The sequence below is a fragment of the Pseudomonas abietaniphila genome, from assembly GCF_900100795.1.
Classification (GTDB): Bacteria; Pseudomonadota; Gammaproteobacteria; order Pseudomonadales; family Pseudomonadaceae; genus Aquipseudomonas; species Aquipseudomonas abietaniphila.
The window spans coordinates 439,287-464,253 of sequence record NZ_FNCO01000003.1 but is presented as its reverse complement, the minus strand read 5'-3'; the positions used below and the strand labels follow the sequence as shown (position 1 = coordinate 464,253).

Genomic DNA, 24,967 nt, shown 5'->3' with positions numbered 1-24,967 from the left:
CATGAGCCAACGGCAAAAGATCCTGATCGTCGACGATGAGCCGGACATTCGCGAATTGCTGGAGATCACTCTGGGGCGAATGAAACTGGACACGCGCAGCGCGCGCAACGTCAAGGAAGCCCAGGACTGGCTGGCGCGCGAGCCTTTCGACCTGTGCCTGACCGACATGCGCCTGCCCGACGGGAACGGCCTCGAACTCGTGCAGCATATCCAGAAGCGCCACACGCAGGTGCCCGTGGCGATGATCACGGCCCACGGCAGCGTTGACACGGCGATCCATGCCCTGAAAGCCGGGGCGTTCGACTTTCTCACCAAACCGGTGGATTTAGGCCGTCTGCGCGAATTGGTGGGCAGCGCATTGCGCCTGCACGCCTCGCCCTCCAATGAAAACAGCATCGACAATCGTCTGCTCGGCAACTCACCGCCCATGCAGGCGCTGCGCAAGCAGATCGGCAAACTGGCGCGCAGCCAGGCGCCGATCTATATCAGCGGCGAGTCCGGAAGCGGCAAGGAACTGGTCGCGCGCCTGATTCACGAACAAGGCCCGCGCATCGACAAACCGTTCGTGCCAGTCAACTGCGGGGCGATTCCTACCGAGCTGATGGAAAGCGAGTTTTTCGGCCACCGTAAAGGCAGCTTCACGGGCGCTCACGAAGACAAACCCGGTCTGTTTCAGGCCGCGCACGGCGGCACGCTTTTCCTCGATGAAGTGGCCGACCTGCCGCTGGCGATGCAGGTCAAGCTGCTGCGGGCCATCCAGGAAAAATCCGTGCGTGCCGTCGGCGGCCAGCAGGAACAGGTCGTGGACGTCCGCGTCTTGTGCGCCACCCACAAAGACCTCGGCGTCGAAGTGGCTGCCCAACGCTTCCGCCAGGATTTGTATTACCGCCTCAATGTGATTGAACTGCGCGTGCCACCGTTGCGCGAGCGCCGCGAAGACATCGAGGAAATCGCCAACAACGTGCTTCAACGCCTTGCCGAAGGTGCTGACCAACCGCCTGCGCGGTTGACGTCCCAGGCCCTGACCGCGCTGAAGGGCTACCGCTTTCCCGGCAATGTTCGCGAGCTGGAGAACATGCTCGAACGCGCCTACACGCTGTGCGAAAACGACCAGATCAACGCCGACGACCTGCGCCTCGCAGAGCCCGTCAGCGCCAGCGAGCAAGACGGTCCGAGCCTGGCCGATATCGACAACCTGGAGGACTACCTCGAAAGCATCGAGCGCAAGCTGATCCTCCAGGCGCTTGAAGAAACCCGCTGGAACCGAACCGCCGCCGCGCAGCGCTTGAACCTGACGTTCAGGTCGATGCGTTATCGGTTGAAGAAGCTGGGGTTGGAATAGTCAGAAAGCTTCTTCACTTGATAAGTCCCAAAAAGGGACCTATCGTTCCCTTTTTGGGACTTATCGCATCGGGCGCTTATGTCTATCGGCGACGCACTCTTCACTACCACCCAACAGCGGCTGCTTGGACTGCTATACGGCCATCCAGAGCGAAGCTTTTACACCAATGAAATTGGGCGATGGGCTCAGGTTGGCAGGGGAAGCATGGTCCGCGAACTGGAGAAACTGCACTCCGCCGGCCTGCTCACGGCGACCCGCCAAGGAAATCAGATTCACTACCAGGCCAATCCCGATAATCCTGTTTTCCAGGAATTGGTGGCTATCGTGCGCAAAACCTTCGGCATCGCCGATCACTTGCGGGTGGAATTGATGCCGTTTGCGGACCGTCTTCAGCAAGCCTTCATCTATGGATCAATCGCGAAAGGAACCGCGAACACATCCAGTGACATTGACTTGATGCTGATAGGCGAGGGAATCAGTTACAGCGAAGTGATGGAGCGTATGCTCCCGCTCGAGGAATTGCTGGGCAGAACAATCAACCCGACGCTTTATTCGCCAGCTGATTGGGCGGCGAAGCTCAAAGCCGGAAACAGCTTCGTGTTGCGCGTGACCGAGCAGGACAAGATCACGATCATTGGAAGCGAATAAGGGACACAAGGTAATGACACCTTAGCTCTGGATTCTTCCTTCTGGCCCATACGGCACCGGATCGATAATCGGCGCATCGCCCACCAGCAAGTCGGTCAGTAACTGACAGGACGCGGGGGCCAGCACCAGTCCGTTTCGGAAATGGCCGCAGTTCAGCCATAGCCCATCGTGATTCGGTACCGGGCCGATGTATGGAATTCCCTCGGGAGAGCCCGGCCGCAATCCTGCCCAGTGCCCCACCACCTCAGCGTCCGCCAATGCGGGGATCAGCTCGACCGCCGATGCCTTCAGGCTTTCAAGCGCCGTGTCCGTCGGTGTCTTGTCGTAGCCTTCATATTCCAGCGTGCTGCCAATCAGAATGTGCCCGTCACGACGTGGGATCGCATAGCGGCCTTTGGCGAGGATCATGCTGGGCAGGAAATCCGACGCGCACTTGAACAGAATCATCTGTCCCTTGACCGGTTCGACCGGCAGTTCAAGGCCAAGCTTGCCGAGCAAATCGCCGCTCCACGCCCCGGCCGCCAGCACGACGCTATCACCGAGTACGTCACCTGCAGCGGTGCTCACCCCGATGATCCTGTCGCCATCGCGCACAAAATCACTGACTTCACTCTGCTCATGAATCGTCACGTTCGGCATTGCCAGCAACGCCGCCTTGAGCGATTTGACGAGCCGGGGGTTACGCACATTGGCGATGTCGGGCATGTACACCGCACGGGAATAGCCGCCGCCCATCACCGGCACGGCGTCATGCACCTGGGAGATGTCCACGGAGGACAGGGGGCGATTCAACCGTTGAGCCCACTCCAGCGCTTCCTTCTCGTCATCAAGGTCCAGCCAGTAGAGACCGGTCTTGTGCACTTCAGGATCGATACCCGTGACCTCCAGTAACCGCTCGGCCAGCTGTGGGTAAAAATCCTGCGACCAATGCGCCAACGCCGTCACGGCCGGGCTGTAGCGCCACGGATAAAGCGGCGAAACGATCCCGCCGCCGGCCCAGGAAGACTCTTGCCCCACACCTGAACGGTCGAGCAGCACCACACTCTGGACCTTTGACGCGAGGTTAAAAGCGGTCAACAGACCGATGACGCCACCGCCGACGATTACCACGTGTTGCCTGGACATGCAGAACCTGATCATCAATAGAAAATAAACGCCGGTTGCGCCCCACTGGTGGCTGAAAAACCGACTCGACAATGGCCAACAATCAACGCCATGCCACTGGTCCGGCGAATATCCCCGGACATCCACTACATAGCGACTTCGAACCTGAGTAGTATCACCATATTTCAAACGAAAAATGGAATTTCCTTGATGGATTTCAGCGCAGGGCGTCCGTGTCCACACACACGCCCGAATCTGCATCGCCGTTGGCAGGGTCCTCATAGGGGCAACAGCGCCGGGTTCACCTTGATCGAATTGATCGTGGTGGTGGTGATCGTCGGGATTTTTGCGGCGATGGCAATTCCCAGTTTCAGCTACATGATTCACAAGAGCGCCGTGACCGCGAGCAGCAACGAGCTTTACGACCTCTTGCAGTATTCCCGCGCAGAGGCCGTCACACGCGGCACGCGCGTCACCATTCAAGCGCCCGGCGGAGCCAGTGGGGCCTGGAACGGCAACGTCACTGTCACTTACGCGTCTGGCGCGGCTGCGACCAGCGTCACCCTGAGACAAATCGGCACCTCTGGTTTTCAGACCGGTATCAGCATTGCAACGGCCGTCGGCAGCCTGGTTTTTACGTCGACCGGGACCGTCTCCAGCGCAGCCTGTTTCGCGCTCAGCCACAGCACCGATAACAAAGTTGCGACGCAGTACATCGGTGTCCAGGCGAGCGGGCGGATAACCGCGCCTTCTACCGTCAAACCGGGAGAATGCTGATGATCGTTGGCATGCGTCGTCGCTGTGCCGGCTTCAGCATGATCGAAGTGCTGGTCAGCCTGCTGATTACCGTGGTCGGCGTGCTGGGCATGGTCGCCCTTCAGAGCAAGGCAATTCCTTACACCCAGGATTCGGTGCAACGCAATACCGCGATGATGCTGGTGGACGATCTGGTGGAAATTCTTCGCGCCTCGACGACGTGCACCGGGACGAACGACTGCATGAAAGCGCCTGGGGCCCAGTTCCAGGCCGCCGCCGCCAACTGCATCCCCACGCCGGCGGTCGCGACTCAACAGATAGGCTGCTGGGCGAACCGGGCCAAAGCGTCGTTACCCGGTGCTGATGATTTGGCGGTGAGCTCGTTCTATATCTGCCGCAGTGTTTTGGCTGGCGATATAACAGCGGCTGCCTGCGGGACCGACGTCATTGCCGACACCGAAGTTGAAATACAAGTGGCCTGGAAAGTAAAAAACCCCAGCGACTGCCTGGATGGCGGCGCTAATGGAATGTGTACGTACAAGCTAAGGACTCGCCTGTGATGAAGTGCTCGTCGATCCCAAGGCAGTTGCATGGCCGTCAGCGTGGCCTTTCACTCATCGAACTGATGGTCGCGATGGTCATCGGCTGTTTTCTGATTCTGGGCGTGACGCAGATCTTCATCAGCAACCAGAAAAGCTATCTGTTTCAGCAGGGTCAGGTCGGCAACCAGGAAAACGGCCGCTTTGCGCTGGCCCTTCTTGCGCAGGAGCTGTCCAAGGCCGGGTATCGAAGCAACATCCTTCAGCCTCTGGCGATCAACAACACGTTGAACGGCTGCAATTTTGCCAACGAAAACGTACCGGTCCTGGCCGTTTCCGCGACGACGCTGTGCATTCAGTATCAAGCCAGTAACCGGGCCGATGTCACGTGTCAGGGGACGGCGCTCTCGGACGCTTCCAAAGCTGCGATCGCAAAACCCTATGGGCCGCAAAACCCGGTGATCACTGAAAAGATCGCCTTCGACAGTGGCGCGAAAGCAATCACCTGCACCACCGGCAGCACTACGGTCCCACTGGTCACCGGCGTGCAGGACCTGCGCTTTGAATACGGCGCGGGCGACACGGGTGAAAAAAACATCAAGGTCTACGGCGTCTCTCCAACGGGTACCGTCCGAATGGTCCGCTACTCAGTCCTGATGCAAAGCCCAGGCAACAACAGCCTTCTCGACACGGCCGATATCTCGCCGGCGCTGAAAGAGTGGAACACCCGTTACAGCACCACCTATAGCGACACAAAAGGTATTTACCAGATCGTGCAGGGCACGTTCATGGTCAGGAACCAGATGCCATGAACCCGCGACTGAAACGAATCGGACACCTGACCGGCAGACGTCAGTCCGGTGCGACCCTCTTGGTGGCACTCATGATGCTGTTGATCATCACGCTGCTGGCGCTTTCCAGCATGCGCGGCGTTTCGCTGGAATCGCGCATCACCGGTAACCTCAAACAGCAGAAAAACCTGACCAGCGCAGCCGAAGCGGGATTGCGTATAGGTGAACAGAAGATTCAATGCCCCGATTGCAAGGCGATACTTCAACCCATCAGTGTTCCGGCCAACACCAACGGCGATACCCCAACGCGGTTCGGCGTGAACGACGGGGGCGTGGTGAACGCCGTCTCCGCTACGGCCTATAACGGCGTGCGAATCCAGTGGTACGTTGTCGACATCACGTCTCTTGTTTCACCCAATAGCCAGAACAGCTGCGCATTGCTGAACGTGGCCAAGAGCAACTGTCATCGTTATTACGAAATCAATGCCTGCGCGTCTACGGTCCTGTGCACGAGCGATGCGGTCACCCAGCGGGTCATCCTGCGATCGGTAGTCGGGGTATCCAACTGATGAGCATGCGTATCTGGCAGAAAATCATGAGTAGAAAAGCAGTCGCCAGTTTCATCGTTGCCGCTTTGGGCAGCCTGTTGTTGCCTGCTACCGCGCAGGCCGTTGTCAGTCAGGTTCCGGCACAACTTCCCCTGTTCCTCAATAACTCGGTACCGCCGCTGAACATGCTGGTCGTCGGGCGCGACCACAAGCTCTTTTTCCCGGCGTACAACGACGCCTCGGACCTCGACGGCAACGGCTCGATCGACATCCGCTACAAACCCTCGATCGATTACCTGGGCTATTTTGATTCCCTGACGTGTTACACCTACGGCAGCGGCTACTTCACGGCCGCCTCGAAAACCACCGCCGCCAATCTGAAAAAATGCCCCGGAAGCTGGAGCGGTGACTACCTCAACTACCTCACCACCTCCCGCGCCGACGCATTGCGCAAAGTGCTCTATGGCGGCTACCGCGAAGTCGACACCGCCACACAAACCATTCTGACCCGCGCCTATATTCCGACCGACGCGCACACGTGGGGCAAGGAATACACCAGCCTGAAAGTCGACGGCTATAACCTGTCCGACTACACCCCGCTGTCCAACCCGGATGCCGGCAACTACACGCTGTTCGCCAACAACACGCAGGTCAGCGCGCCTCTTCTGCGGGTGCTGTCCAACGTTTCCAACATTCGTATTTTCGGCTGGGTGTCCCGAGAGGTCACCCAAGGTGGTACGACCGCCACCAACACCAGCTTCAAGGACGTGACCGTCTCACCTTCCGATTATCAGGTGAGGGTCGAGGTCTGCAAGACCGGCTTCCTGGAAAGCAACTGCAAGCTCTACCCGAACGGTAAATACAAACCCACGGGCATCCTTCATGACTACGGTGAAGGCAACCAGATGTATTTCGGTCTGATGACCGGGACCTACCAGAACAACATTCAGGGCGGTGCCATCCGCAAGGCGATCAGCAGTTTTTCCAACGAGATCGAGGCGTCTACCGGTATCTTTGGCACCAGGATTCCGCTCACGGGCCTCTACGTCAAGGGCGGCATCATCGGCACGCTGGACGGCCTGAAACTGACCTCCACCGGTTGCAGTACGTCCGGCAACTCGATCACCAACTCGAACTGTCAGAACTGGGGTAACCCACTGGCAGAAATGATGTTCGAGACGCTGCGTTATTTCAGCACCGTGACCGTGAACAGCGTCACCACCGCGCCGACCACAGGCTATCTGTCCGGCGCAGGTGACTTGGCGCTCGGCCTAAGCGGGTTGACGGCGTGGACCAGCCCTTACGCCACATCGCCGAACGCCAATGCGACCAACCCGACGTACCCGAGTTGCTCCAAGCCCTTTGAAACGTTGTTCAGCGACGTCAACCCGACCTACGATTCGGACCTGCCGGGCAGTGCGTTCTCGACGACAGCAGCCCCCTCCACTACATCGGCACTCAGCGGTTTCAGTGCGCAAGCACTGGGCAAGACCATCTGGGACGCCGATGTTGGCGCCGGCAACAGGAACATCAACATCGGTGAAACGACGACCAGCAGTGACACCGCGCCCACCTCGAAAATAGCGGCCAGCCTCGGCAATATCCGCGGACTTCCGGAAGAACCGACGAAACAGGGGACCTTCAACGCTGCCGCCGTGGCGTACTTCGCCAATACGCATCCGATCACACCGCTGGGCAATCTCAATGTCCAGACGTTCTCCATTGCCCTGTCATCGACGCTGCCACGGATTCAGATGCCCGTCGGCAACGGCACGATCACGTTGCTGCCATTCGGCAAGGTCACCTCGGGGGTCACCGAGCAGATCACCGGTTTCTATATCGACTCGCTCTACAACATGACCGGCCAACCGACCGACACTACCGTCAACGAAGGACGTGCCCGAGCGGTCTTCCGGGTGGTATTCGACGACTGCGGCCAGGGCTGCGACTACGACATGGACGCGATCGTCCTGTACACGGTAGCCGTCACCGCCGCAGGTACGCTGGACGTCACCCTGCAAACGGTCTATTCGGTTTCCGGCGCGGAATCGCACATGGGTTACACCATTTCCGGCACCACGGCCGACGGGATCTATCTGGAAGTGACCGGTGGCGGCAGCACGGGCGCCACGCATTACGCACTCGACACCCCTGGCGCGCAGTTGCCGGGGTCCTGTCCTTGCACGGGCAACAGCACGCTGCTGCCAGGGCGCAAGTCGGGCAGCGTCATCGTCAACGGCAGCGACACCCACGTACGCAACTTCAAACCGTCTTCTGCCAACTCGGTCACCAACCTTCAAGACCCGCTCTGGTACGCCGCGAAATGGGGTGGCTTCGGCGATTCCAACAATACCGCCAGCAGCGTTCCGGTGGCCGGACAGTGGGACTCCAACGTCAGCGGCACCCCGAACAACTACTTCCTGGTCAGCAACGCTTCGACCCTGAAAACCCAATTGGCAAAGGCGTTCAACCAAATCCTGCAGGCCAACAGCTCCGTCGCCACACCCGCAGCCATTCCGGCGTTGGGCACCAGTAACTCCTCCTCCACTTACTTGAACAGCCTGAACGTTGCGTACTGGAGCGGTGATCTGACCAAAACCACGACCACCTACACCAGCACGGGGTCAAGCTCGGTGCAGAACTGGTCGGCCGCACAAAATGTCCCTACCTGGAGCCTTCGCAACATCCAGATGGCGACACAGGCGGGCACCGCACTGCAGCCGTTTACCTTTGCCAACCTCGGCAACAGGACCTACGCGACCGTCAATCTGCAGACAACACTGACGTCCGACCAGGTCGACTTCATCAAGGGCGACTCCAGCAAAGAGATCTCGGCGTTCAGACGTCGTGCCTCGCTGATTGGCGATCTGGTCAACTCATCGCCTGTCGTCGTAGACACCGCGTTGTACGAGCCTACCGTTGCCGACACGCTCGACGGATCCGCCGGTGACTACGCGACGTTTGCCGCAAACCAAAAGAACCGGCGCGGGCAGGTTTATGTCGGGGCTAACGACGGCATGCTGCATGCCTTCGATACACTGACGGGCGTGGAGAAATTTGCCTTCGTTCCCTCCGCCGTCATCTCCGGCCTCAGCGCATTGACCAACAAAAGCTACAACTCTGACTCCTCGTTGCACCGCTACTTCGTCGACGGCAATTCCACCACCGCGGACGTCTACTTCAACAGCGGCTGGCACACGATTGTTGTCGGGACACTCGGTGCTGGCGGTAATGAAATCTTTGCCCTGGACGTCACAAACCCTGACAGCATCACCTTGCTGTGGGAGTTCACCTCTCAAACCGACCCCGAATTGGGGGCGACATTTGCCACGCCAGTCATTGCCAAGCTTCATTCGGGAGATTGGGGCGTGATCGTCGGCAACGGTTACAACGGCAACAATGGCAAGGCGGCACTGTTCGTCCTCAACGCCTCGACGGGCGCGGTCATCAAAAAGCTGACGACGTCGGTGGAAGGCAACAACGGGCTGTCGTCCCCGGTCGTCCTGGACGCCAACTCGGATGGGATTGCCGACTACGTGTACGCTGGCGATCTGCTGGGCAATCTCTGGCGTTTTGACCTGATTGGCACGTCCTTGACCGCGACGGCCGCAGCGAGCAGCTATAAGGTAGCGTTCGGCAACACACCGCTGTATACCGCCACCACCAGCACGAGCTCGGGCGTCGCGCAGTCGATCACCGCCCCGCCGATCATCAAAGGCCACCCAACGGGCACCGGCACGCTGGTGATCTTCGGTACGGGACGCTATTTCGCAAGCGCGGACAAAACCAGCACCGACCTGCAGACGCTGTACGGGATCTGGGATAAACAGACCGCAGGCGCGACGGCCAGCTCGACACCCGTTTTGACCCGACTCAAGCTTCAGTCACAAAACATCACCCAACAGGCGACCGGAACGTTTAACGGCAACACCAAGACCATTCGACTGGTCAGTGCCAATGCGGTGGACTGGAACACCAGTTTCGGCTGGTACCTTGATCTCGCCGTCGGCAATTCATTGCTGGGTGAACGTCTGGTGGATCCGTTGACGTTGACTGGCAGTGTTCTGTTCGCTTCGACCCGCACGCCCAGTTCCGACGTCTGCACGCCGGGTATTACCGGATGGATCTACGGCCTGAATCCTGACACCGGGGGACGGACCAGCGTCTCGGTCTTCAATTTCAGCCGTAACGGGACGATCAGCAACACCGATCAGTACAACAACAATGTCGTCAGCGCCTACAGCTCTGCCGGTGGTGGTATGGCCTTTGTAAGCGGGAAAGGCGTTGGCGCAACCGACACCAACGGCAACGGCACCATAGTTTCCGCAGACGGCACCTCTGAAACCGGAAACACGGGGTCATCGACCAACGGCCGCCAAGCCTGGCGCACCATGCCGTCCTTCCCTTAACAAGCAGTCCCAGAAGAGGCAGTTTTGAACATGCTGGCAAAACCGAAACATCAACAGGGCTTTACCCTGATCGAACTGATGATCACGGTCGCGATCGTGGCCATTCTGGCGGCCATTGCGTACCCCAGTTACACCGATTATGTAAGGCGAGGTTATCGCTCCGAAGGAATTGCGTTGTTGAATGACGCAGCTGCCAAGGTGGAGCGCTTTTATGCGCAGAACAACACCTACGCGGGAATCACTTTAGCGAAGCTCGGTTACGCCGATCCGATGATGTCGGCCACCGGCAAGTACAGGCTGACTATCCCAAACCCGACCGCGACGAACTACACGGTTCAAGTCGCACCGCAGGGCAGTCAAAGCACTGACACTTGTGGAACATTGACCATTGATCAAGCTGGCAATAAAACACCCGTTACCGCTGAATGTTGGAGATAACACCTACCGCCCCCAACACGTCTGCACACTGGCACCACCCGACATCCCCACATTGTCGTGCTTGCCAGTGTTCTCCAGCACGAACCCGCCACACCTGTCGCCGCTCATCAGCGTCCCGGCGACAGGCATCGCCGTCAGGACGAATGCCTGCTCCGAACGCTCGGCACTGATAGCGTAGTACGCGTTTCCGACAGAAACCTCATGCTCCCGAACGGGCGGTCCGGCGGCATTTGAGTACTGCCCCGCGCGGGAGAAAAAGCGCTCCAGCCTTTGCGCTTCCTCGACCAGCACACCGGCGATTTCCGAGCGGCGGGTTTTCTTCGTGTGTTCGGTGTACGTCGGGTACGCAATCGCCGCCAGGATCGCGACGACGGCGATGGCGATCAGCAACTCGATCAGGGTAAATCCCTTGCCTCGCCTCACCAGCGACCGCTTGTTCATAACCGTTGTCGCCACATGATTCGCCCGTTATCGGTGTGAATGCTCTCCAGCACGGTTCTCGTGGAGCCCTGAAGGCCGACGGCCGTGACACGGTACAGCCGGCGAAACTCGCCTCGTTCTCCTGCGCCGGCTGGATCCTCGGTCTGCCCCAGGTACTGAATGCCATAGAACCCACCGAGGCTCGCCACCCAGCGCACGCCAGACGCTCCGCCTGAGCCCGGAGCGGAACGGGTCAGCGCCTCCATCGGCGGGAGGCACGTCGCCGGGGTCGAGCATTCGGGAAGGGAGAATCCGGGCGCAAGAACCGTGGCTTCTGCGGATCTGAGCACCGTTTCAGCCCTCTGAAACGATTCATGACGCAGCGCCAGGCTGCCCGCGACTTTCTCCTGAAGGGTGGCGTTTTGCATGGATGAGGTGGCGAGCAGGGTCAGCATCAGCAGGAACACCAGGCTGACAATCAGCACCACGCCGCGTTGAGCGTTCATGGGTGTCTCCTCAACCAAGCCGGTTACGAACGGCAGCCACGACATTGAAGGTCTGCTCTTGAGTACGGTCTGCCGGGTCAAACAGGGTCAATGTCAGCCGCACACTGCGGATCAACGCGGGATCGGGTTGATCGGTGTAACGCGTAATGCCGGGCTCTGCGACCCCCGACGCCACGCCGAAGAGCACGCTGAAGGCCCGGACGTTACTGATCAGGGGCTGTCCGTTGAGCGCCAACTCGCCCCGGCTCGGATTGAAGCGATACACCTGTTTGTGGATCGGCAGCATCAGTTCGCCCTCGGTAAGACGTGGCGCGCGGCCTCGGGTCCATGCGGTGGCGGATGACAGGCAGTCCGTATGAATCTCCCAGTTATGCCAAGACCCGCCCTGCCCTACGCCGGCCGTGATCAGTGTCAGTGACTGTTGCTGCGCCTGCCACTCCACAGGTGCGCGAGCGGCCGCTGAAAACTGTCCACCCGCGCTGGCGTCACGAACCGTCGCCAGACAGCCGAACATGCCGGCCAGGCGTATTTCCTGAACCACCTTGCTCAGGACAAAACGCGCATCTTCTTGCAGGCCCGCCGACGATGCCTGACTCAGGTAGGTGCTTTTGCTGCTGATAAAAATCTGCATGAGCGCGTGGGACATCACCAGCCCAAGCGCCAAAGCAAGCATGATTTCCACGAGCCCGAAGCCCTTCGTCTGACGCCTCATGGCCGAAGGGCTTGCGTGAGGCTGCTCAGCGTGAGCGTTTGCCTGTGTCCAGTTTCCCCCTCAGCGCGTGAGTCGTCCCAGTCCAGCGCCAAGGTGACATGAGCACCGTTGACCGAGACGCTGGCCTGCGCATCGTCCCCGACCATGCGTCGGAGCTGGTCAGCAAAATCGAACAGGTCCTGATCTCTGGGATTATCGGGATTACCGGAGACGGGCGCCTGGCTCAGGGAGGACAACGTATAGTTCGCGTCGGGATTGGCGCGGATGCGCTCCAGCAAGTCCTGCGCGATAAAGCTCGCCTGGGTACTGCGCATGGCGCTGTCGGTGTGCTTCAGCGCGTTGAGCTGCAACATCGCTACGCCCAGCGCGCCGATGGAAAACACCACCAGAGCGACCAACACTTCAATCAGCGTGATCCCTGCCTGTCTCGATCTCGTATGCATACCCGCCTCTGTACAAGTCCGTGTGCAGGGACCATTGAAGCCGATAACCAGAAGCCTGCCTGACCGGTGTGTAACCGCACCTTGCGGACATATCGGCTGACAATCGGCCCTCTTGTCATCTCACCTCCTGGCGGGTCTGCTAGAGGGCATTGGGGGTCAGGGAGAGCCAGCGTGAGGCAGCAAGGATTGACACTCATCGAGTTGCTGGCGGGATTGGTATTGATTGGGATCATCGCCGCGTTGGCAGTACCGGCGTTTGGCGCCTTGATTGATTCACAGCGCCGTCAGGACACCGCCCAGCAATTGATCAGCGGCCTGAGGCTGGCGCGCGTAGAAGCCATTTTGGGAGGTCAGCCGGTGATCATGCAGGCCCTTGAGGGCGGATGGAGTCGAGGCTGGAATGTTTTCGTCGATGCCAACCGAAATCAGTTGCGAGACGTCGATGAACTGATCCTCGCCGAACGCAGCGGTCATCGAAACATCAAGGTGGTGGGCAATACCCGAGTCGCGGCCCGCGTCGGGTTTGACAGCACGGGACGGCTGATCAATAACGGCAACGGGACGCTGGCGGTGTGCCTCAAGGACTCACCCGCCAGCCACGCTCAAATCGCCATCGCGGTCACGGGACGCGTCAGCCTTCGAAACGAAGGCTTCGCCACCGAACCGTGCGCGTGAGACGGTTTACTCAACCTGCTTGACGCGCAACTCCTTGGGCATCGAAAAGGTGATGTTTTCTTCCCGACCCGCCAGTTCGTCGGCGCCGATAGCGCCCCAGGCCTGCAGCTGCTGAATCACGCCCCGAACCAGGACTTCCGGGGCCGAAGCCCCTGCGGTGATGCCAATCCGTTCAGCACCGTCGAACCAGCTGCGCTGCATGTCTTCGGCGCCGTCGATCAGATAGGCTGGCGTCGCCATGCGTTCAGCCAACTCACGCAGACGATTGGAGTTCGAGCTGTTCGGGCTGCCTACCACCAGCACCACATCGCACTCGTCGGCCAGCTGTTTGACAGCGTCCTGACGGTTTTGCGTGGCATAGCAGATATCGTCCTTGCGAGGGCCTCCGATGGCAGGAAAGCGCGAACGCAAGGCATCGATGACCCGGCTGGTGTCGTCCATGGACAAAGTTGTCTGCGTCACGAACGCCAATTTTTCAGGGTTCTGGACCTGCAGATTAGCGACGTCTTCCTCGTCTTCGACCAGATAGATGGCACCGCCGTTGCTGCCGTCGTATTGGCCCATCGTGCCTTCGACTTCAGGGTGGCCTTCATGGCCGATCAGGATGCATTCACGCCCGTCGCGGCTGTAACGCGCGACCTCGATATGAACTTTGGTCACCAGCGGGCAGGTGGCGTCGAAGACCTTCAAACCGCGACCGGCGGCTTCGGTACGTACTGCCTGGGAAACGCCGTGAGCACTGAAGATGACGATGACGTCGTCGGGCACCTGATCCAGCTCTTCGACGAAGATCGCACCGCGACTGCGCAGGTCTTCGACGACAAATTTGTTATGAACCACTTCATGGCGCACGTAGATCGGCGGGCCAAACACTTCCAGCGCGCGATTGACGATTTCGATCGCACGGTCCACCCCGGCGCAGAAGCCACGTGGGTTGGCGAGTTTGATTTGCATGATGTGCCTCGTATCTACGCGCAATGAAACATAAAAACGAAAAGGCCCCGAGCCAGGTCGGGGCCGCAGGCGATCTGACCGATCAGAGCGCCTTCACCTCGAAGATTTCGACTTCGAAAGTCAACGTCTTGCCGGACAACGGGTGGTTGAAATCGACGGTCACCTGATCGTCGTCAAACGCTTTCACCACACCGGGCAGCTCAGTATTGGCCGCATCGTTGAAGATCACCAGCAAGCCTTCAGCCAGCTCCATGTCCTTGAACTGCGAGCGCGGCATGACCTGCAGGTTTTGCGGGTTGGGCTGACCAAACGCATTTTCCGGTGGAACCTGGAGAGTGCGCTTGTCGCCTGCCTTGAAGCCGAAAATCAGCGCTTCAAAGCCTGGCAACAGACTGCCGTCGCCGACCTTGAAGGTCGCCGGGGCTTTATCGAACGTGCTGTCGACGGTGTCGCCGTTTTCCAGATGCAACGCGAAATGCAGGGTGACTTCCGTGTTCTGACCGATGCGTGTTTCCTGTGTAGCGTGTTCGGTCATCAACTGTTCAGTCATGAACGGGTTCTCCGGTTTTCTTGCTCTTGAACATATCCAGCGCAAGCATGATCGCGCCTACAGTGATCGCACTGTCGGCAAAATTGAACGCCGGGAAATACCAGCGAGTGTCCCAGTGCACCAGTATGAAGTCGATGACGTGGCCAATCGCGATGCGGTCGTAGAGATTACCCAGCGCGCCGCCCAGCACAAGTGCCAAGGCGATCGCCAGCCAGGTTTCATTTCGCCCCAGGCGCTTGAGCCAGATCACCAGCACCGCACTGACCACCACAGCAATCAGTGCAAACAACCAGCGCTGCCAGCCGGAGCTGTCAGCCAGGAAGCTGAACGCTGCGCCGGTGTTGTAGGCCAGTGTCCAGCTGAAGTAGCTGGGAATGACCACGATCTGCTGATACAGGCTCAGCGAGTTCTCGAAGTGGAACTTGCTGGCCTGGTCAATGACCACGACCAGCACGCTCAACCACAGCCAGCCTAGACGGCCCATACGGCCAGCCGACGCATTAGGCATAGTGACGAACCTCGCCCGCGCCGCTGATGTTGTCGACACAACGACCGCAGATTTCCGGATGCTCAGCGTGCACGCCAACGTCTTCACGGAAGTGCCAGCAACGTGCGCACTTGGTGTAGCCGGACTTGACCACTTTCAGCTTCAGGCCCGCGACTTCGGTGACCACGGCATCGGCAGGCGCGCTGGCGAACGGCGCCAGACCTGCTTTGGACGTGATCAGCACGAAACGCAGCTCATCGCCGAGCTTGTTCAGGTCGCCGGTCAGATCGTCTTCGGCGTACAACGTCACTTCGGCCTGCAGGTTGCCACCGATGGCTTTCGCCGCACGCTGGTTTTCCAGTTCCTTGTTGACGGCCGTCTTGACCGCCATGATCCGATCCCAGTAGGCACGGTCGAGTTCGAAGCCTTCCGGCAACTCGCTCAGCCCTTCGTACCAGGTATTGAGCATGACCGACTCGTTACGCTCGCCCGGCATGTACTGCCACAGCTCGTCGGCGGTGAACGCCAGGATCGGCGCGATCCAGCGAACCAGCGCTTCGGAGATGTGGAACAGCGCGGTCTGGCAAGAACGGCGGGCCTTGCTGTTGGCGCCGGTGGTGTACTGACGGTCCTTGATGATGTCCAGGTAGAAGCCGCCCAGCTCCTGCACGCAGAAGTTATGCACCTTGGAGTAGACGTTCCAGAAGCGGTACTCGCCGTAATGCTCTTCCAGCTCGCGCTGCAGCAGCAGTGCGCGATCCACGGCCCAACGGTCCAGTGCCAGCATTTCATCCGCAGGCAGGATGTCGGTGGCCGGGTTGAAGCCGCTCAGGTTGGAAAGCAGGAAGCGCGCGGTGTTACGGATACGGCGGTACGCATCGGCGCTGCGCTGCAGGATGGTTTCCGAAACGGCCATTTCGCCCGAGTAATCGGTGGCCGAAACCCACAGACGCATGATGTCGGCGCCCAGCGTGTCGTTGACCTTTTGCGGCGCGATGACGTTGCCCAGCGACTTGGACATCTTGCGGCCGTTCTCGTCCACGGTGAAGCCGTGTGTCAGCAGCTCGCGGTACGGCGCGTGATTATCGATCGCGCAGCCAGTGAGCAGCGAGGAGTGGAACCAGCCACGGTGCTGGTCGGAGCCTTCCAGATACAGGTCGGCGCGCGGACCGGTTTCATGACCCATAGGGTGCGAGCCGCGCAAAACGTGCCAGTGCGTGGTACCCGAGTCGAACCAGACGTCCAGCGTGTCGGAGATCTTGTCGTACTGCGGCGCTTCGTCGCCCAGCAGCTCGGCCGCGTCCATCTTGAACCAGGCTTCGATGCCTTCTTTCTCGACGCGCAGTGCAACCTCTTCCATCAGCTCGACGGTGCGTGGGTGCAGCTCGCCGCTTTCCTTGTTCAGGAAGAACGGAATCGGCACGCCCCAGTTACGCTGACGGGAGATGCACCAGTCAGGACGGTTGGCAATCATCGAGTGCAGACGCGCCTGGCCCCAGGTCGGTACGAATTGGGTGTCTTCGATGGCTTTGACCGCGCGGTTGCGCAGGGTGTCGCCAGCCGTTGGCTGCTTGTCCATGCCCACGAACCACTGCGCCGTGGCACGGTAGATCAGCGGCGTCTTGTGACGCCAGCAGTGCATGTAGCTGTGGGTGATGGTTTCGGTGTGCATCAAAGCGCCGACTTCGGTCAGCTTGTCGATGATGTTCTGGTTGGCCTTGAAGATGAACTGACCACCAAAGAACTCGAGCGATGGCGAGTAAACGCCATTGCTCTGTACCGGACTGATGATGTCATCGTTAGTCAGGCCGTAGCTCTTGAAGATCATGAAGTCATCGACGCCATAGGCTGGCGAGCAGTGAACAACACCGGTGCCCGCGCCCAGCTCGACGTAGTCAGCCAGATAAATCGGCGACAGACGATCATAGAAAGGATGGCGGAAGTTGATCAGCTCCAGCGCAGAACCCGGTGCAGTGGCCAGTACCGAGCCTTCCAGGTTCCAGCGTTTGAGACAGGCTTCCACCAGCTCTTCTGCGAGAACAAGCAAGCGGTCGCCAGTGTCCACCAGCGCGTAGTTGAATTCCGGGTGAACGTTGAGGGCCTGGTTCGCCGGGATGGTCCACGGGGTGGTGGTCCAGATCACGACAGCGGCAGGTTTGCTCAGGCTCGGCAGACCAAAGGCTGCGGCCAGTTTGTCGGTGTCAGCAGCCGGGAAGGCGACGTCGATGGTCGACGACTTCTTGTCCTGGTACTCGACTTCCGCTTCAGCCAGCGCAGAGCCGCAATCGAAACACCAGTTGACGGGCTTCAGGCCTTTGAACACGAAACCGTTCTTGACCATTTCCGCCAGCGCACGGATTTCCCCGGCTTCGTTGGCGAAGTCCATGGTCCGGTAAGGATTGGCCCAGTCGCCGAGCACGCCCAGACGAATGAATTCGGCTTTCTGGCCTTCGATCTGCTCGGCCGCATAGGCACGGCACAGCTCGCGAGTCTTGTCCGCCGGCAGGTTCTTGCCGTGGGTGACCTCGACCTTGTGCTCGATCGGCAGACCGTGGCAGTCCCAGCCCGGAACATAAGGCGCGTCGAAACCCGACAGGGTCTTCGAACGGACGATCATGTCCTTGAGAATCTTGTTGACCGCATGACCGATGTGAATATTGCCGTTGGCGTACGGAGGACCGTCGTGCAGGACGAACTTTGGACGATCCTTGCCAATTTCGCGCAGCTTCTGGTACAGGCCAATGCTGTCCCAGCGCTGCAGAGTTTGCGGCTCGCGCTGGGGCAGGCCGGCCTTCATCGGGAAGGCGGTGTCCGGAAGATTAAGCGTGGCTTTGTAGTCGGTCATTTCAGGCTCTAAGTTAGCGGTTGACCATGCCCCAATGGGCACGGGCGGCAGCGACATCCGCATCGATCGCCGTCTTAAGCGCCTCCAGAGAGGCGAAACGCTGCTCATCACGCAGCTTTTGGTGGAATACCACCGTCAAACGCCGGCCATAGATATCGCCGGCAAAATCCAGGATATGAATTTCAAGGTGCGGACGCCCATCGCCCGCCACGGTCGGTCGTACGCCAATGTTGGCGACGCCCGGCCAGACCTTTCCATCGATTTCGGCACTGACCAGATAGACACCGGTCAACGGCACGCGACGACGTTTGAGTTGCACGTTGGCGGTGGGCGTCCCCAGCTGACGGGCCAGCTTCTGGCCATGCAGAACACGCCCGGAAATCGCGAACGGCCGTCCCAACAAGTGCTCGGCCAGCGCAAAGTCACCGTTGGCCAGGGCATCGCGCACTTTGGTGCTGCTGACGCGTACACCGTCGATTTCGACGGTCTGTGCGGCTTCTACCGAGAACCCTTTTTCTGCACCGACCTTTTGAAGAAAGTCGAAGTCGCCAATCCGGTCACATCCGAACCGGAAGTCGTCACCGACCTCAAGGTGTTTAACACCCAGCCCGTCGATCAATACGGTGTCGACGAACTCGGTGGCGCTCAACTTGCTCAGACGCTGGTTAAACGCCAGGCAGAGCACCAGGTCAACCCCTTCGGCGGCCAGCAGATCAAGCTTGTCGCGAAGACGTGCCAGCCGGGCCGGTGCGGTCTCCGGGGCAAAGAACTCGCGCGGTTGCGGTTCGAAAATCACCACGCAACTGGGCAGGCCCAGCTCGACAGCGCGCTCACGCAGTCGCGCCAGGATAGCCTGGTGACCACGGTGAACACCGTCGAAATTGCCAATGGTGGCGACGCAGCCCCGATGCTGGGGGCGCAGATTTTGAAGGCCTCGAACCAGCTGCATAACGCGCTTCTTGCTCATAAAGTGGCCGATTATAACCACACACCGCCGTCAACGACAGGCGACACAGTGAGGCAAAGCGCAACAATCGGCGTTAACCGGCAAAAACCGACGACTGATCCTACATGATCGCCTTGCGAGCGAAATCCTTCAGGCGGAAACCCAGCAACAGCAACATGCCGAAATACGCCACGACCCCGGCGGCTACCAGACCGCCAAGCCTGATGAAGCGTTCGAGCATCTGCCCGTCGGACCAGGCGGGCATGACGTACATCAAGCCCAGCAGCACGCCCGACATGACCGCCACAGACACCAGCAACTTGATCAAAAACACCGGCCAGCCGGGTTGCGGCTGATAAAGGTCTTGTTTGCGCAGTTGCCAGAACAGGAGCAGTGCATTCAGACAAGCGCCCATGCTGATCGCCAGCGCCAGGCCCACATGCGCCAGGTGCACAACGTAAACGAACAGCACGTTGAACAGCTGAGTGACAACGAGCGTGAACACGGCGATTTTCACCGGGGTGCGGATATTCTGTTGCGCATAAAAGCCAGGCGCCAGCACCTTGATGACAATGATGCCCAACAAACCCACCGCATAGCCGACCAAAGCGCCTTGTGTCTTCGCGGCATCGGTCGCATCAAATTTACCGTACTGAAACAGAGATACCGTCAGCGGTTCCGCCAGCAGCCCGAGCGCCAATGTGCAGGGCAGGACCAGCACAAAGCAGAGACGCAGACCCCAGTCGAGAATGCGCGAATACTCGTGGCGATCCTTGCTCGCGTAGGTTTTCGACAGGATCGGCAGCAGGATCGTCCCCAGCGCGACACCGAGCACACCCGACGGCAGTTCCATCAAACGGTCGGCGTAGTACATCCACGACACCGAGCCCGCCGCCAGAAAAGACGCAAATATGGTGTTGATGATCAGGGAAATCTGGCTGACCGACACACCCAGCATGGCGGGGAGCATCTGCTTCATGACACGCCAGACGCCGGTGTCCCGCAGATTCAGACGAGGCAGCACCAGCATGCCGATCTTCTTCAGATGCGGCAGCTGATAGAGCAATTGCAGCAGCCCGCCTGCCAGCACGGCCCAGCCCAGCGCCATGACGGGCGGGTGGAAGTAAGGCGTGAGAAACAGCGCGAAAAAGATCATCGCGAGGTTGAGCAGCGTCGGCACGAAGGCCGGCACGGAGAAACGGTTCCAGGTATTGAGAATGGCGCCAGCCAGCGAGGACAGCGAAATCAGCAATATATAAGGAAAGGTCACCCGCAGCAGGTCAGAGGTCAGCTGGAATTTTTCCGGCGTATCGGCGAAGCCTGGGGCCGTGGCCCAGATCACCCATGGCGCGAAAAGGATGCCGAGGACAGTGACCACTGCCAATGCCAGGGTCAGCAGACCGGTGACATAAGCGACAAAGGTGCGGGTCGCCTCCTCGCCTTGCTGGCTTTTATACTCGGCAAGGATTGGCACGAACGCTTGAGAAAACGCGCCTTCCGCGAAGATTCGTCGCAACAGGTTGGGCAGTTTGAATGCAATGAAGAAGGCGTCTGTTGCCATTCCGGCGCCGAATGCACGGGCGATGATGGTGTCGCGGATAAAACCCAGGACCCGCGAAAGCATTGTGATAGAGCTGACGGCGGCAAGCGATTTGAGTAGGTTCATCTAAAGTTTGTGCGCCCGACCAAAGGAAGCGCCAAAGCGCGATCCATTTATGCGATACTCCGCGCCGCAAAACAGCTCAGAGCCAAAACCCGCGAGTTTACAGGTCGCACGCCGGAATGAAATAACCACGGCATCACACGGCGACCACTCAGCGGAACGCATCAACTGCCCTTGACAAGCGTCAAACACATCGGCATGATTCGCGGCCTATTTTGTTAGCTATTTCCCAAGTCTTTCGAGGAGCTCGACGGTGGCCAACTCACCTTCCGCCAAAAAACGTGCAAAACAGGCTGAGAAGCGTCGCAGCCACAACGCCAGCCTGCGTTCCATGGTTCGTACCTACATCAAGAATGTAGTGAAAGCCATCGACGCAAAAGACGCTGAAAAAGCGCAAGCTGCTTATGTTCTGGCTGTGCCAGTTATCGACCGCATGGCCGATAAAGGCATCATCCACAAGAACAAAGCTGCTCGCCATAAAGGCCGCCTGAATGGCCACATCAAGGCTCTGAACCTTGCTGCTGCAGCCTAAGCGACCCGCTTGTTAAAAAACCGACCCTAGGGTCGGTTTTTTATTGCCTGCAATTCCTGCTGTTGCGATCCATCAGGCCATGGCATGTTGCAGCAACAGCAGGGGCGCGACCCTCACACAGAAGCCCTCAAGGACTTCAGCGTGACAACGCCCAGTCACACCCCGCCACGCGAACACCCCATCAAGGGCCAGGAGAAGGTGCTGGCGCCCACGGCAAAATCGGGATAGCCGTTACCGCGTTCTGCGGGCTGCCCTCGATGACGCGATCGCTGTAGACCAGATACACCAGCGTGTTGCGCTTCTTGTCCAGGAAGCGAACCACCTGCATGGTCTTGAACACCAGCGAGGTTCGCTCTTTGAACACCTCATCACCATCTTTGAGCTGCTCCTTGAAGCGGATTGGCCCCACCTGACGGCACGCAATGGACGCCTCGGCACGATCCTCAGCAAGACCCAACCCACCCTTCACGCCACCGGTCTTGGCTCGTGACAGGTAGCAGGTAACGCCATCAACCTTAGGATCATCGAACGCCTCGACGACAATCCGATCATTAGGGCCGACGAACTTGAACACCGTCGACACCTGACCAATCTCTTCAGCCGAAACCAGCAGGGGCAGCATCAACGCCGCACCCAGAATGCCTTTCAGAACGCGCATGTGTGCTTCCCTTATCAAAAAACCGACTCGCCTGAAATCAGACCAGGATCAGGTTGTCACGATGAACCAACTCCGGCTCAGCCATGTAACCCAACGCCTTCACGATGGCTTCGGATGGCTGACCAATGATCTTCTGCGCCTCAAGTGCACTGTAGTTACTGAGGCCCCGGGCAACTTCGCGACCGTTCGCAGCAACACACACCACCATCTCACCACGACGGAAGCTGCCCTGAACCAGCTTCACACCCACCGGCAACAAGCTTTTGTTGCTCTCGGTCAGCGCCTTCACTGCACCATCATCCAGCACGAGTGTGCCGCGCGTCTGCAGATGCCCCGCCAGCCATTGCTTGCGAGCCGCCAGCATGCCCCGCTCAGGCGACAGCAACGTCCCCAGCCGCTCACCCGCTTTCAGACGCGCCAGCACACGCTCGATCCGGCCACCGACAATGACGGTGTGCGCGCCAGAGCGCGCTGCCAGGCGTGCGGCACGCAACTTGGTCTGCATGCCGCCACGACCCAACGCGCCGCCGGTGCCGCCCGCCACAGCATCCAGTGCCGGATCGTCAGCACGCGCTTCGTAGATCAATTGAGCTTGCGGATTATTGCGCGGGTCAGCGTCGAACATGCCGTCGCGATCAGTGAGGATGACCAGCAGATCAGCCTCCACAAGGTTCGCGACCAGCGCTGCCAAGGTGTCGTTATCGCCGAAACGGATTTCATCGGTGACGACCGTGTCGTTCTCGTTGATGACCGGCACCACACCCAGGTCAACAAGGGTACGCAACGTACTGCGAGCGTTCAGGTAGCGCTTGCGATCCGACAGGTCATCATGGGTCAGCAGAATCTGCGCTGTGTGGCGATCATGCTCTGCAAAGCTGGATTCCCAGGCCTGCACCAACCCCATCTGGCCAATCGCCGCCGCCGCTTGAAGCTCATGCATGGCACTCGGTCGCACAGCCCAGCCCAGGCGACTCATACCGGCAGCCACTGCGCCGGACGAAACCAGAACCAGTTCGACGCCTGCCTCATGCAGCGCCACCATCTGCTCGACCCAAACACCCATTGCGTTGCGATCAAGACCCTTGCCATCCGCCGTCAGCAGCGCACTTCCGATCTTCACAACCCAACGCTGGGCACCTGTCACCTTGCTCCGCATGATCTTTCAACCTTAAGCCAGAGGTACACATTCAAGATACTAAAACGCCGCTAATTTAGCGGCGTTGTAGTTTACTTCAGTCGATCACTCACGGACGTAAATGATTTCCGGACCATCTTCATCGTCCACATCATCTTCATCCCAGTCATCGTCGTCGCCGATGTCATGCACGCTCTTCACACCACTGCGACGCAGGGCACGCTGATCGTCCAGCGCCTGCAACTGGGCACGCGCTTCGTCTTCGATGCGCTGATCCAGTTCGGCCAGCTCTTCGGCGTACGCCGGGTCACTTGCCAGACGATCGGCACGGTCTTCCAGATAGCGCATGATGTCGCGGCTCAGCTGCTCAGTGCCCTCTTTGGCAATGGCCGAGATCACGTAGACAGGGCCGGTCCAGCCCAAGCGATCAATGATCTCCTGCTTGCGCTCTTCATGCTCTTCTTCGAGGATCTGGTCGCACTTGTTCAGCACCAGCCAGCGATCACGATCCGCCAGCGCCGGGCTGAACTTCATCAGCTCATTGACGATGACTTCAGCCGCATCCGGCGCACTGCTTTCATCCAGCGGCGCCATGTCGACGAGGTGCAGCAACAGACGCGTGCGCGCCAGGTGCTTGAGGAAACGGATACCAAGACCTGCACCGTCCGACGCACCTTCGATCAAGCCCGGAATGTCGGCGATGACGAAGCTTTTCCAGCGATCAACACTGACCACACCCAGGTTTGGTACCAGCGTGGTGAACGGGTAATCGGCAACTTTCGGCTTGGCGGCCGAAACCGAACGAATGAAGGTGCTCTTGCCAGCATTTGGCAAACCCAGCAGACCGACGTCAGCCAGCACTTTCAGCTCCAGCTTCAAATCACGCTGCTCACCCGGCTTGCCCGGCGTGGTTTGGCGCGGCGCGCGGTTGGTACTGGATTTGAAACGAGTGTTTCCCAGACCGTGCCAACCGCCATGAGCCACCAGCAGGCGCTGACCCGCTTTGGTCAGGTCGCCGATGATTTCCTGAGTGCTGGCGTCGATCACCGTGGTACCGACCGGCACGCGCAACACCAGCTCTTCACCCTTGCGACCGGTGCAATCGGTGCTGCCACCGTTGGAACCGCGCTCGGCGTCGAAGTGACGGGTATAGCGGTAATCGACCAGCGTGTTGAGGTTTTCGTCAGCGATCATGTAGATCGAGCCGCCGTCACCACCATCACCGCCGTTGGGGCCACCGTTTTCAATGAATTTTTCGCGACGGAAGCTCATGCAACCGTTGCCGCCGTCACCGGCCTTCACCCGAATGGATACTTCATCTACAAATTTCATAACGCACGCCTCCCGTCACAAAGACGAGCAAACAACATAAATTCATAAGGCTCTTGCAAAGATGAGCGTTGCGATACCGATCAAAAACCAGCGACTACACACCACAACGGCCCACACAAACAGCTTTGCAAGAGACTCACCGAAACCAGACCTTTTACAAACGAAAAAGCCCTGTCAACGACAGGGCTTTTCAGCTCAGGCAATGTGCAGGCCGTTGCTTTCGCTACGCCCTCACACCGCCTGAACGCAAGATCACGCCGCGACTTCTGCTTTCGGCACGATGCTTACATAACGACGACCGAAGGCGCCTTTAACCTGGAACTTGATCACGCCTTCGACTTTAGCGAACAGAGTGTGATCTTTGCCCATGCCAACGCCGTAGCCAGCGTGGAATTGGGTGCCGCGCTGACGCACGATGATGTTGCCCGGAACGATGACCTGGCCGCCATACATCTTCACGCCAAGGCGTTTGGCTTCTGAGTCGCGACCGTTACGAGTACTACCACCAGCTTTTTTGTGTGCCATGAGTTCAAT

General features: G+C 59.2%; 25 protein-coding genes. 10 read left to right on the top strand and 15 right to left on the bottom strand.

Annotation, left to right across the window (positions count from 1 at the left end; translation table 11 throughout):
• Nucleotide 1 precedes the first annotated feature (1 nt).
• A complete protein-coding gene (locus BLS87_RS08840; RefSeq protein ID WP_074752102.1) occupies nucleotides 2–1,342 on the top strand; it encodes a sigma-54-dependent transcriptional regulator in 1,341 nt (446 codons plus the stop codon).
• Nucleotides 1,343–1,420: 78 nt separating this feature from the next.
• On the top strand, nucleotides 1,421–1,990 hold the full coding sequence (locus BLS87_RS08835) for a nucleotidyltransferase domain-containing protein (RefSeq protein WP_074752101.1): 570 nt from the start codon (nucleotides 1,421–1,423) through the stop codon (nucleotides 1,988–1,990).
• A 21-nt stretch (nucleotides 1,991–2,011) separates the two neighbouring features.
• Here the strand turns inward: BLS87_RS08835 and thiO are convergent, their stop codons facing one another.
• Nucleotides 2,012–3,115 (bottom strand): glycine oxidase ThiO, encoded by a 1,104-nt coding sequence (gene thiO, locus BLS87_RS08830; RefSeq protein WP_074752100.1) that lies wholly within the window; start codon nucleotides 3,113–3,115, stop codon nucleotides 2,012–2,014.
• A gap of 189 nt (nucleotides 3,116–3,304) precedes the next feature.
• Between thiO and BLS87_RS08825 the strand changes: the two genes are divergently transcribed.
• From BLS87_RS08825 to BLS87_RS08800, 6 genes are read left to right on the top strand one after another with little or no spacing between them, the layout of a single operon-like run.
• Nucleotides 3,305–3,871, top strand: coding sequence for a GspH/FimT family pseudopilin (locus tag BLS87_RS08825; protein ID WP_074752099.1), 567 nt, complete (start codon nucleotides 3,305–3,307; stop codon nucleotides 3,869–3,871).
• A complete protein-coding gene (pilV, locus tag BLS87_RS08820; RefSeq protein ID WP_074752098.1) occupies nucleotides 3,871–4,410 on the top strand; it encodes a type IV pilus modification protein PilV in 540 nt (179 codons plus the stop codon). Before BLS87_RS08825 ends, pilV (BLS87_RS08820) begins: the two co-directional genes overlap by 1 nt.
• Complete coding sequence (locus tag BLS87_RS08815) at nucleotides 4,410–5,201, top strand: prepilin-type N-terminal cleavage/methylation domain-containing protein (RefSeq protein WP_074752097.1); 792 nt, start codon at nucleotides 4,410–4,412, stop codon at nucleotides 5,199–5,201. The genes pilV (BLS87_RS08820) and BLS87_RS08815 overlap by 1 nt, the downstream gene beginning before the upstream one ends.
• Nucleotides 5,198–5,749 (top strand): pilus assembly PilX family protein, encoded by a 552-nt coding sequence (locus BLS87_RS34900; RefSeq protein ID WP_074752096.1) that lies wholly within the window; start codon nucleotides 5,198–5,200, stop codon nucleotides 5,747–5,749. Before BLS87_RS08815 ends, BLS87_RS34900 begins: the two co-directional genes overlap by 4 nt.
• Before the next feature lie 26 nt (nucleotides 5,750–5,775).
• Nucleotides 5,776–10,137, top strand: coding sequence for a pilus assembly protein (locus BLS87_RS08805; protein ID WP_074752184.1), 4,362 nt, complete (start codon nucleotides 5,776–5,778; stop codon nucleotides 10,135–10,137).
• A gap of 30 nt (nucleotides 10,138–10,167) precedes the next feature.
• Entirely contained in the window at nucleotides 10,168–10,575 is a 408-nt protein-coding gene (locus BLS87_RS08800) for a type IV pilin protein (protein ID WP_083370642.1), read from the top strand.
• 3 nt (nucleotides 10,576–10,578) lie between these two features.
• Here BLS87_RS08800 and BLS87_RS08795 read toward each other — a convergent pair whose 3' ends face one another.
• From BLS87_RS08795 to pilV (BLS87_RS08780), 4 genes are read right to left on the bottom strand one after another with little or no spacing between them, the layout of a single operon-like run.
• Entirely contained in the window at nucleotides 10,579–11,016 is a 438-nt protein-coding gene (locus BLS87_RS08795) for a type IV pilin protein (RefSeq protein WP_083370641.1), read from the bottom strand.
• Nucleotides 11,013–11,501 (bottom strand): pilus assembly PilX family protein, encoded by a 489-nt coding sequence (locus tag BLS87_RS08790; RefSeq protein WP_074752094.1) that lies wholly within the window; start codon nucleotides 11,499–11,501, stop codon nucleotides 11,013–11,015. The genes BLS87_RS08795 and BLS87_RS08790 overlap by 4 nt, the downstream gene beginning before the upstream one ends.
• Before the next feature lie 10 nt (nucleotides 11,502–11,511).
• A complete protein-coding gene (locus BLS87_RS08785; RefSeq protein ID WP_074752093.1) occupies nucleotides 11,512–12,213 on the bottom strand; it encodes a PilW family protein in 702 nt (233 codons plus the stop codon).
• Nucleotides 12,210–12,656 carry a type IV pilus modification protein PilV gene (gene pilV, locus BLS87_RS08780; protein ID WP_074752092.1) on the bottom strand — a complete coding sequence of 149 codons (447 nt, stop codon included), beginning with the start codon at nucleotides 12,654–12,656 and terminating at the stop codon, nucleotides 12,210–12,212. The genes BLS87_RS08785 and pilV (BLS87_RS08780) overlap by 4 nt, the downstream gene beginning before the upstream one ends.
• A 171-nt stretch (nucleotides 12,657–12,827) precedes the next feature.
• Here pilV (BLS87_RS08780) and BLS87_RS08775 point away from each other — a divergent pair, with 171 nt between their 5' ends.
• A complete protein-coding gene (locus BLS87_RS08775) occupies nucleotides 12,828–13,331 on the top strand; it encodes a GspH/FimT family pseudopilin (RefSeq protein ID WP_074752091.1) in 504 nt (167 codons plus the stop codon).
• Nucleotides 13,332–13,337: 6 nt separating this feature from the next.
• Here BLS87_RS08775 and ispH read toward each other — a convergent pair whose 3' ends face one another.
• From ispH to murJ, 6 genes are all read right to left on the bottom strand, one after another.
• A complete protein-coding gene (ispH, locus tag BLS87_RS08770) occupies nucleotides 13,338–14,285 on the bottom strand; it encodes a 4-hydroxy-3-methylbut-2-enyl diphosphate reductase (protein ID WP_074752090.1) in 948 nt (315 codons plus the stop codon).
• Between the two features lie 82 nt (nucleotides 14,286–14,367).
• Nucleotides 14,368–14,835 (bottom strand): FKBP-type peptidyl-prolyl cis-trans isomerase, encoded by a 468-nt coding sequence (gene fkpB / locus BLS87_RS08765; RefSeq protein WP_143024336.1) that lies wholly within the window; start codon nucleotides 14,833–14,835, stop codon nucleotides 14,368–14,370.
• Nucleotides 14,828–15,343 carry a signal peptidase II gene (gene lspA / locus BLS87_RS08760; RefSeq protein WP_074752089.1) on the bottom strand — a complete coding sequence of 172 codons (516 nt, stop codon included), beginning with the start codon at nucleotides 15,341–15,343 and terminating at the stop codon, nucleotides 14,828–14,830. The genes fkpB and lspA overlap by 8 nt, the downstream gene beginning before the upstream one ends.
• Complete coding sequence (gene ileS / locus BLS87_RS08755; RefSeq protein ID WP_074752088.1) at nucleotides 15,336–18,167, bottom strand: isoleucine--tRNA ligase; 2,832 nt, start codon at nucleotides 18,165–18,167, stop codon at nucleotides 15,336–15,338. The genes lspA and ileS overlap by 8 nt, the downstream gene beginning before the upstream one ends.
• Nucleotides 18,168–18,180: 13 nt before the next feature.
• The gene (ribF, locus tag BLS87_RS08750; protein WP_074752087.1) at nucleotides 18,181–19,116 is read right to left on the bottom strand and encodes a bifunctional riboflavin kinase/FAD synthetase; all 936 of its coding nucleotides are present in this window, start codon (nucleotides 19,114–19,116) and stop codon (nucleotides 18,181–18,183) included.
• Between the two features lie 118 nt (nucleotides 19,117–19,234).
• Nucleotides 19,235–20,779, bottom strand: a complete 1,545-nt coding sequence (murJ, locus tag BLS87_RS08745) for a murein biosynthesis integral membrane protein MurJ (protein WP_074752086.1) — start codon at nucleotides 20,777–20,779, stop codon at nucleotides 19,235–19,237.
• 250 nt (nucleotides 20,780–21,029) lie between these two features.
• Between murJ and rpsT the strand changes: the two genes are divergently transcribed.
• Nucleotides 21,030–21,308 (top strand): 30S ribosomal protein S20, encoded by a 279-nt coding sequence (gene rpsT, locus BLS87_RS08740; RefSeq protein ID WP_007924739.1) that lies wholly within the window; start codon nucleotides 21,030–21,032, stop codon nucleotides 21,306–21,308.
• Nucleotides 21,309–21,489: 181 nt separating this feature from the next.
• On the opposite strand, the gene BLS87_RS08735 is transcribed toward rpsT, so the two are convergent.
• From BLS87_RS08735 to rpmA, 4 genes are all read right to left on the bottom strand, one after another.
• The gene (locus BLS87_RS08735) at nucleotides 21,490–21,966 is read right to left on the bottom strand and encodes a CreA family protein (RefSeq protein ID WP_074752085.1); all 477 of its coding nucleotides are present in this window, start codon (nucleotides 21,964–21,966) and stop codon (nucleotides 21,490–21,492) included.
• Nucleotides 21,967–22,003: 37 nt separating this feature from the next.
• Nucleotides 22,004–23,122 (bottom strand): glutamate 5-kinase, encoded by a 1,119-nt coding sequence (gene proB, locus BLS87_RS08730; protein ID WP_074752084.1) that lies wholly within the window; start codon nucleotides 23,120–23,122, stop codon nucleotides 22,004–22,006.
• Between the two features lie 84 nt (nucleotides 23,123–23,206).
• The gene (gene cgtA / locus BLS87_RS08725) at nucleotides 23,207–24,433 is read right to left on the bottom strand and encodes an Obg family GTPase CgtA (RefSeq protein WP_074752083.1); all 1,227 of its coding nucleotides are present in this window, start codon (nucleotides 24,431–24,433) and stop codon (nucleotides 23,207–23,209) included.
• Between the two features lie 252 nt (nucleotides 24,434–24,685).
• Nucleotides 24,686–24,958, bottom strand: a complete 273-nt coding sequence (gene rpmA, locus BLS87_RS08720; RefSeq protein WP_062378791.1) for a 50S ribosomal protein L27 — start codon at nucleotides 24,956–24,958, stop codon at nucleotides 24,686–24,688.
• Nucleotides 24,959–24,967: the final 9 nt, after the last annotated feature.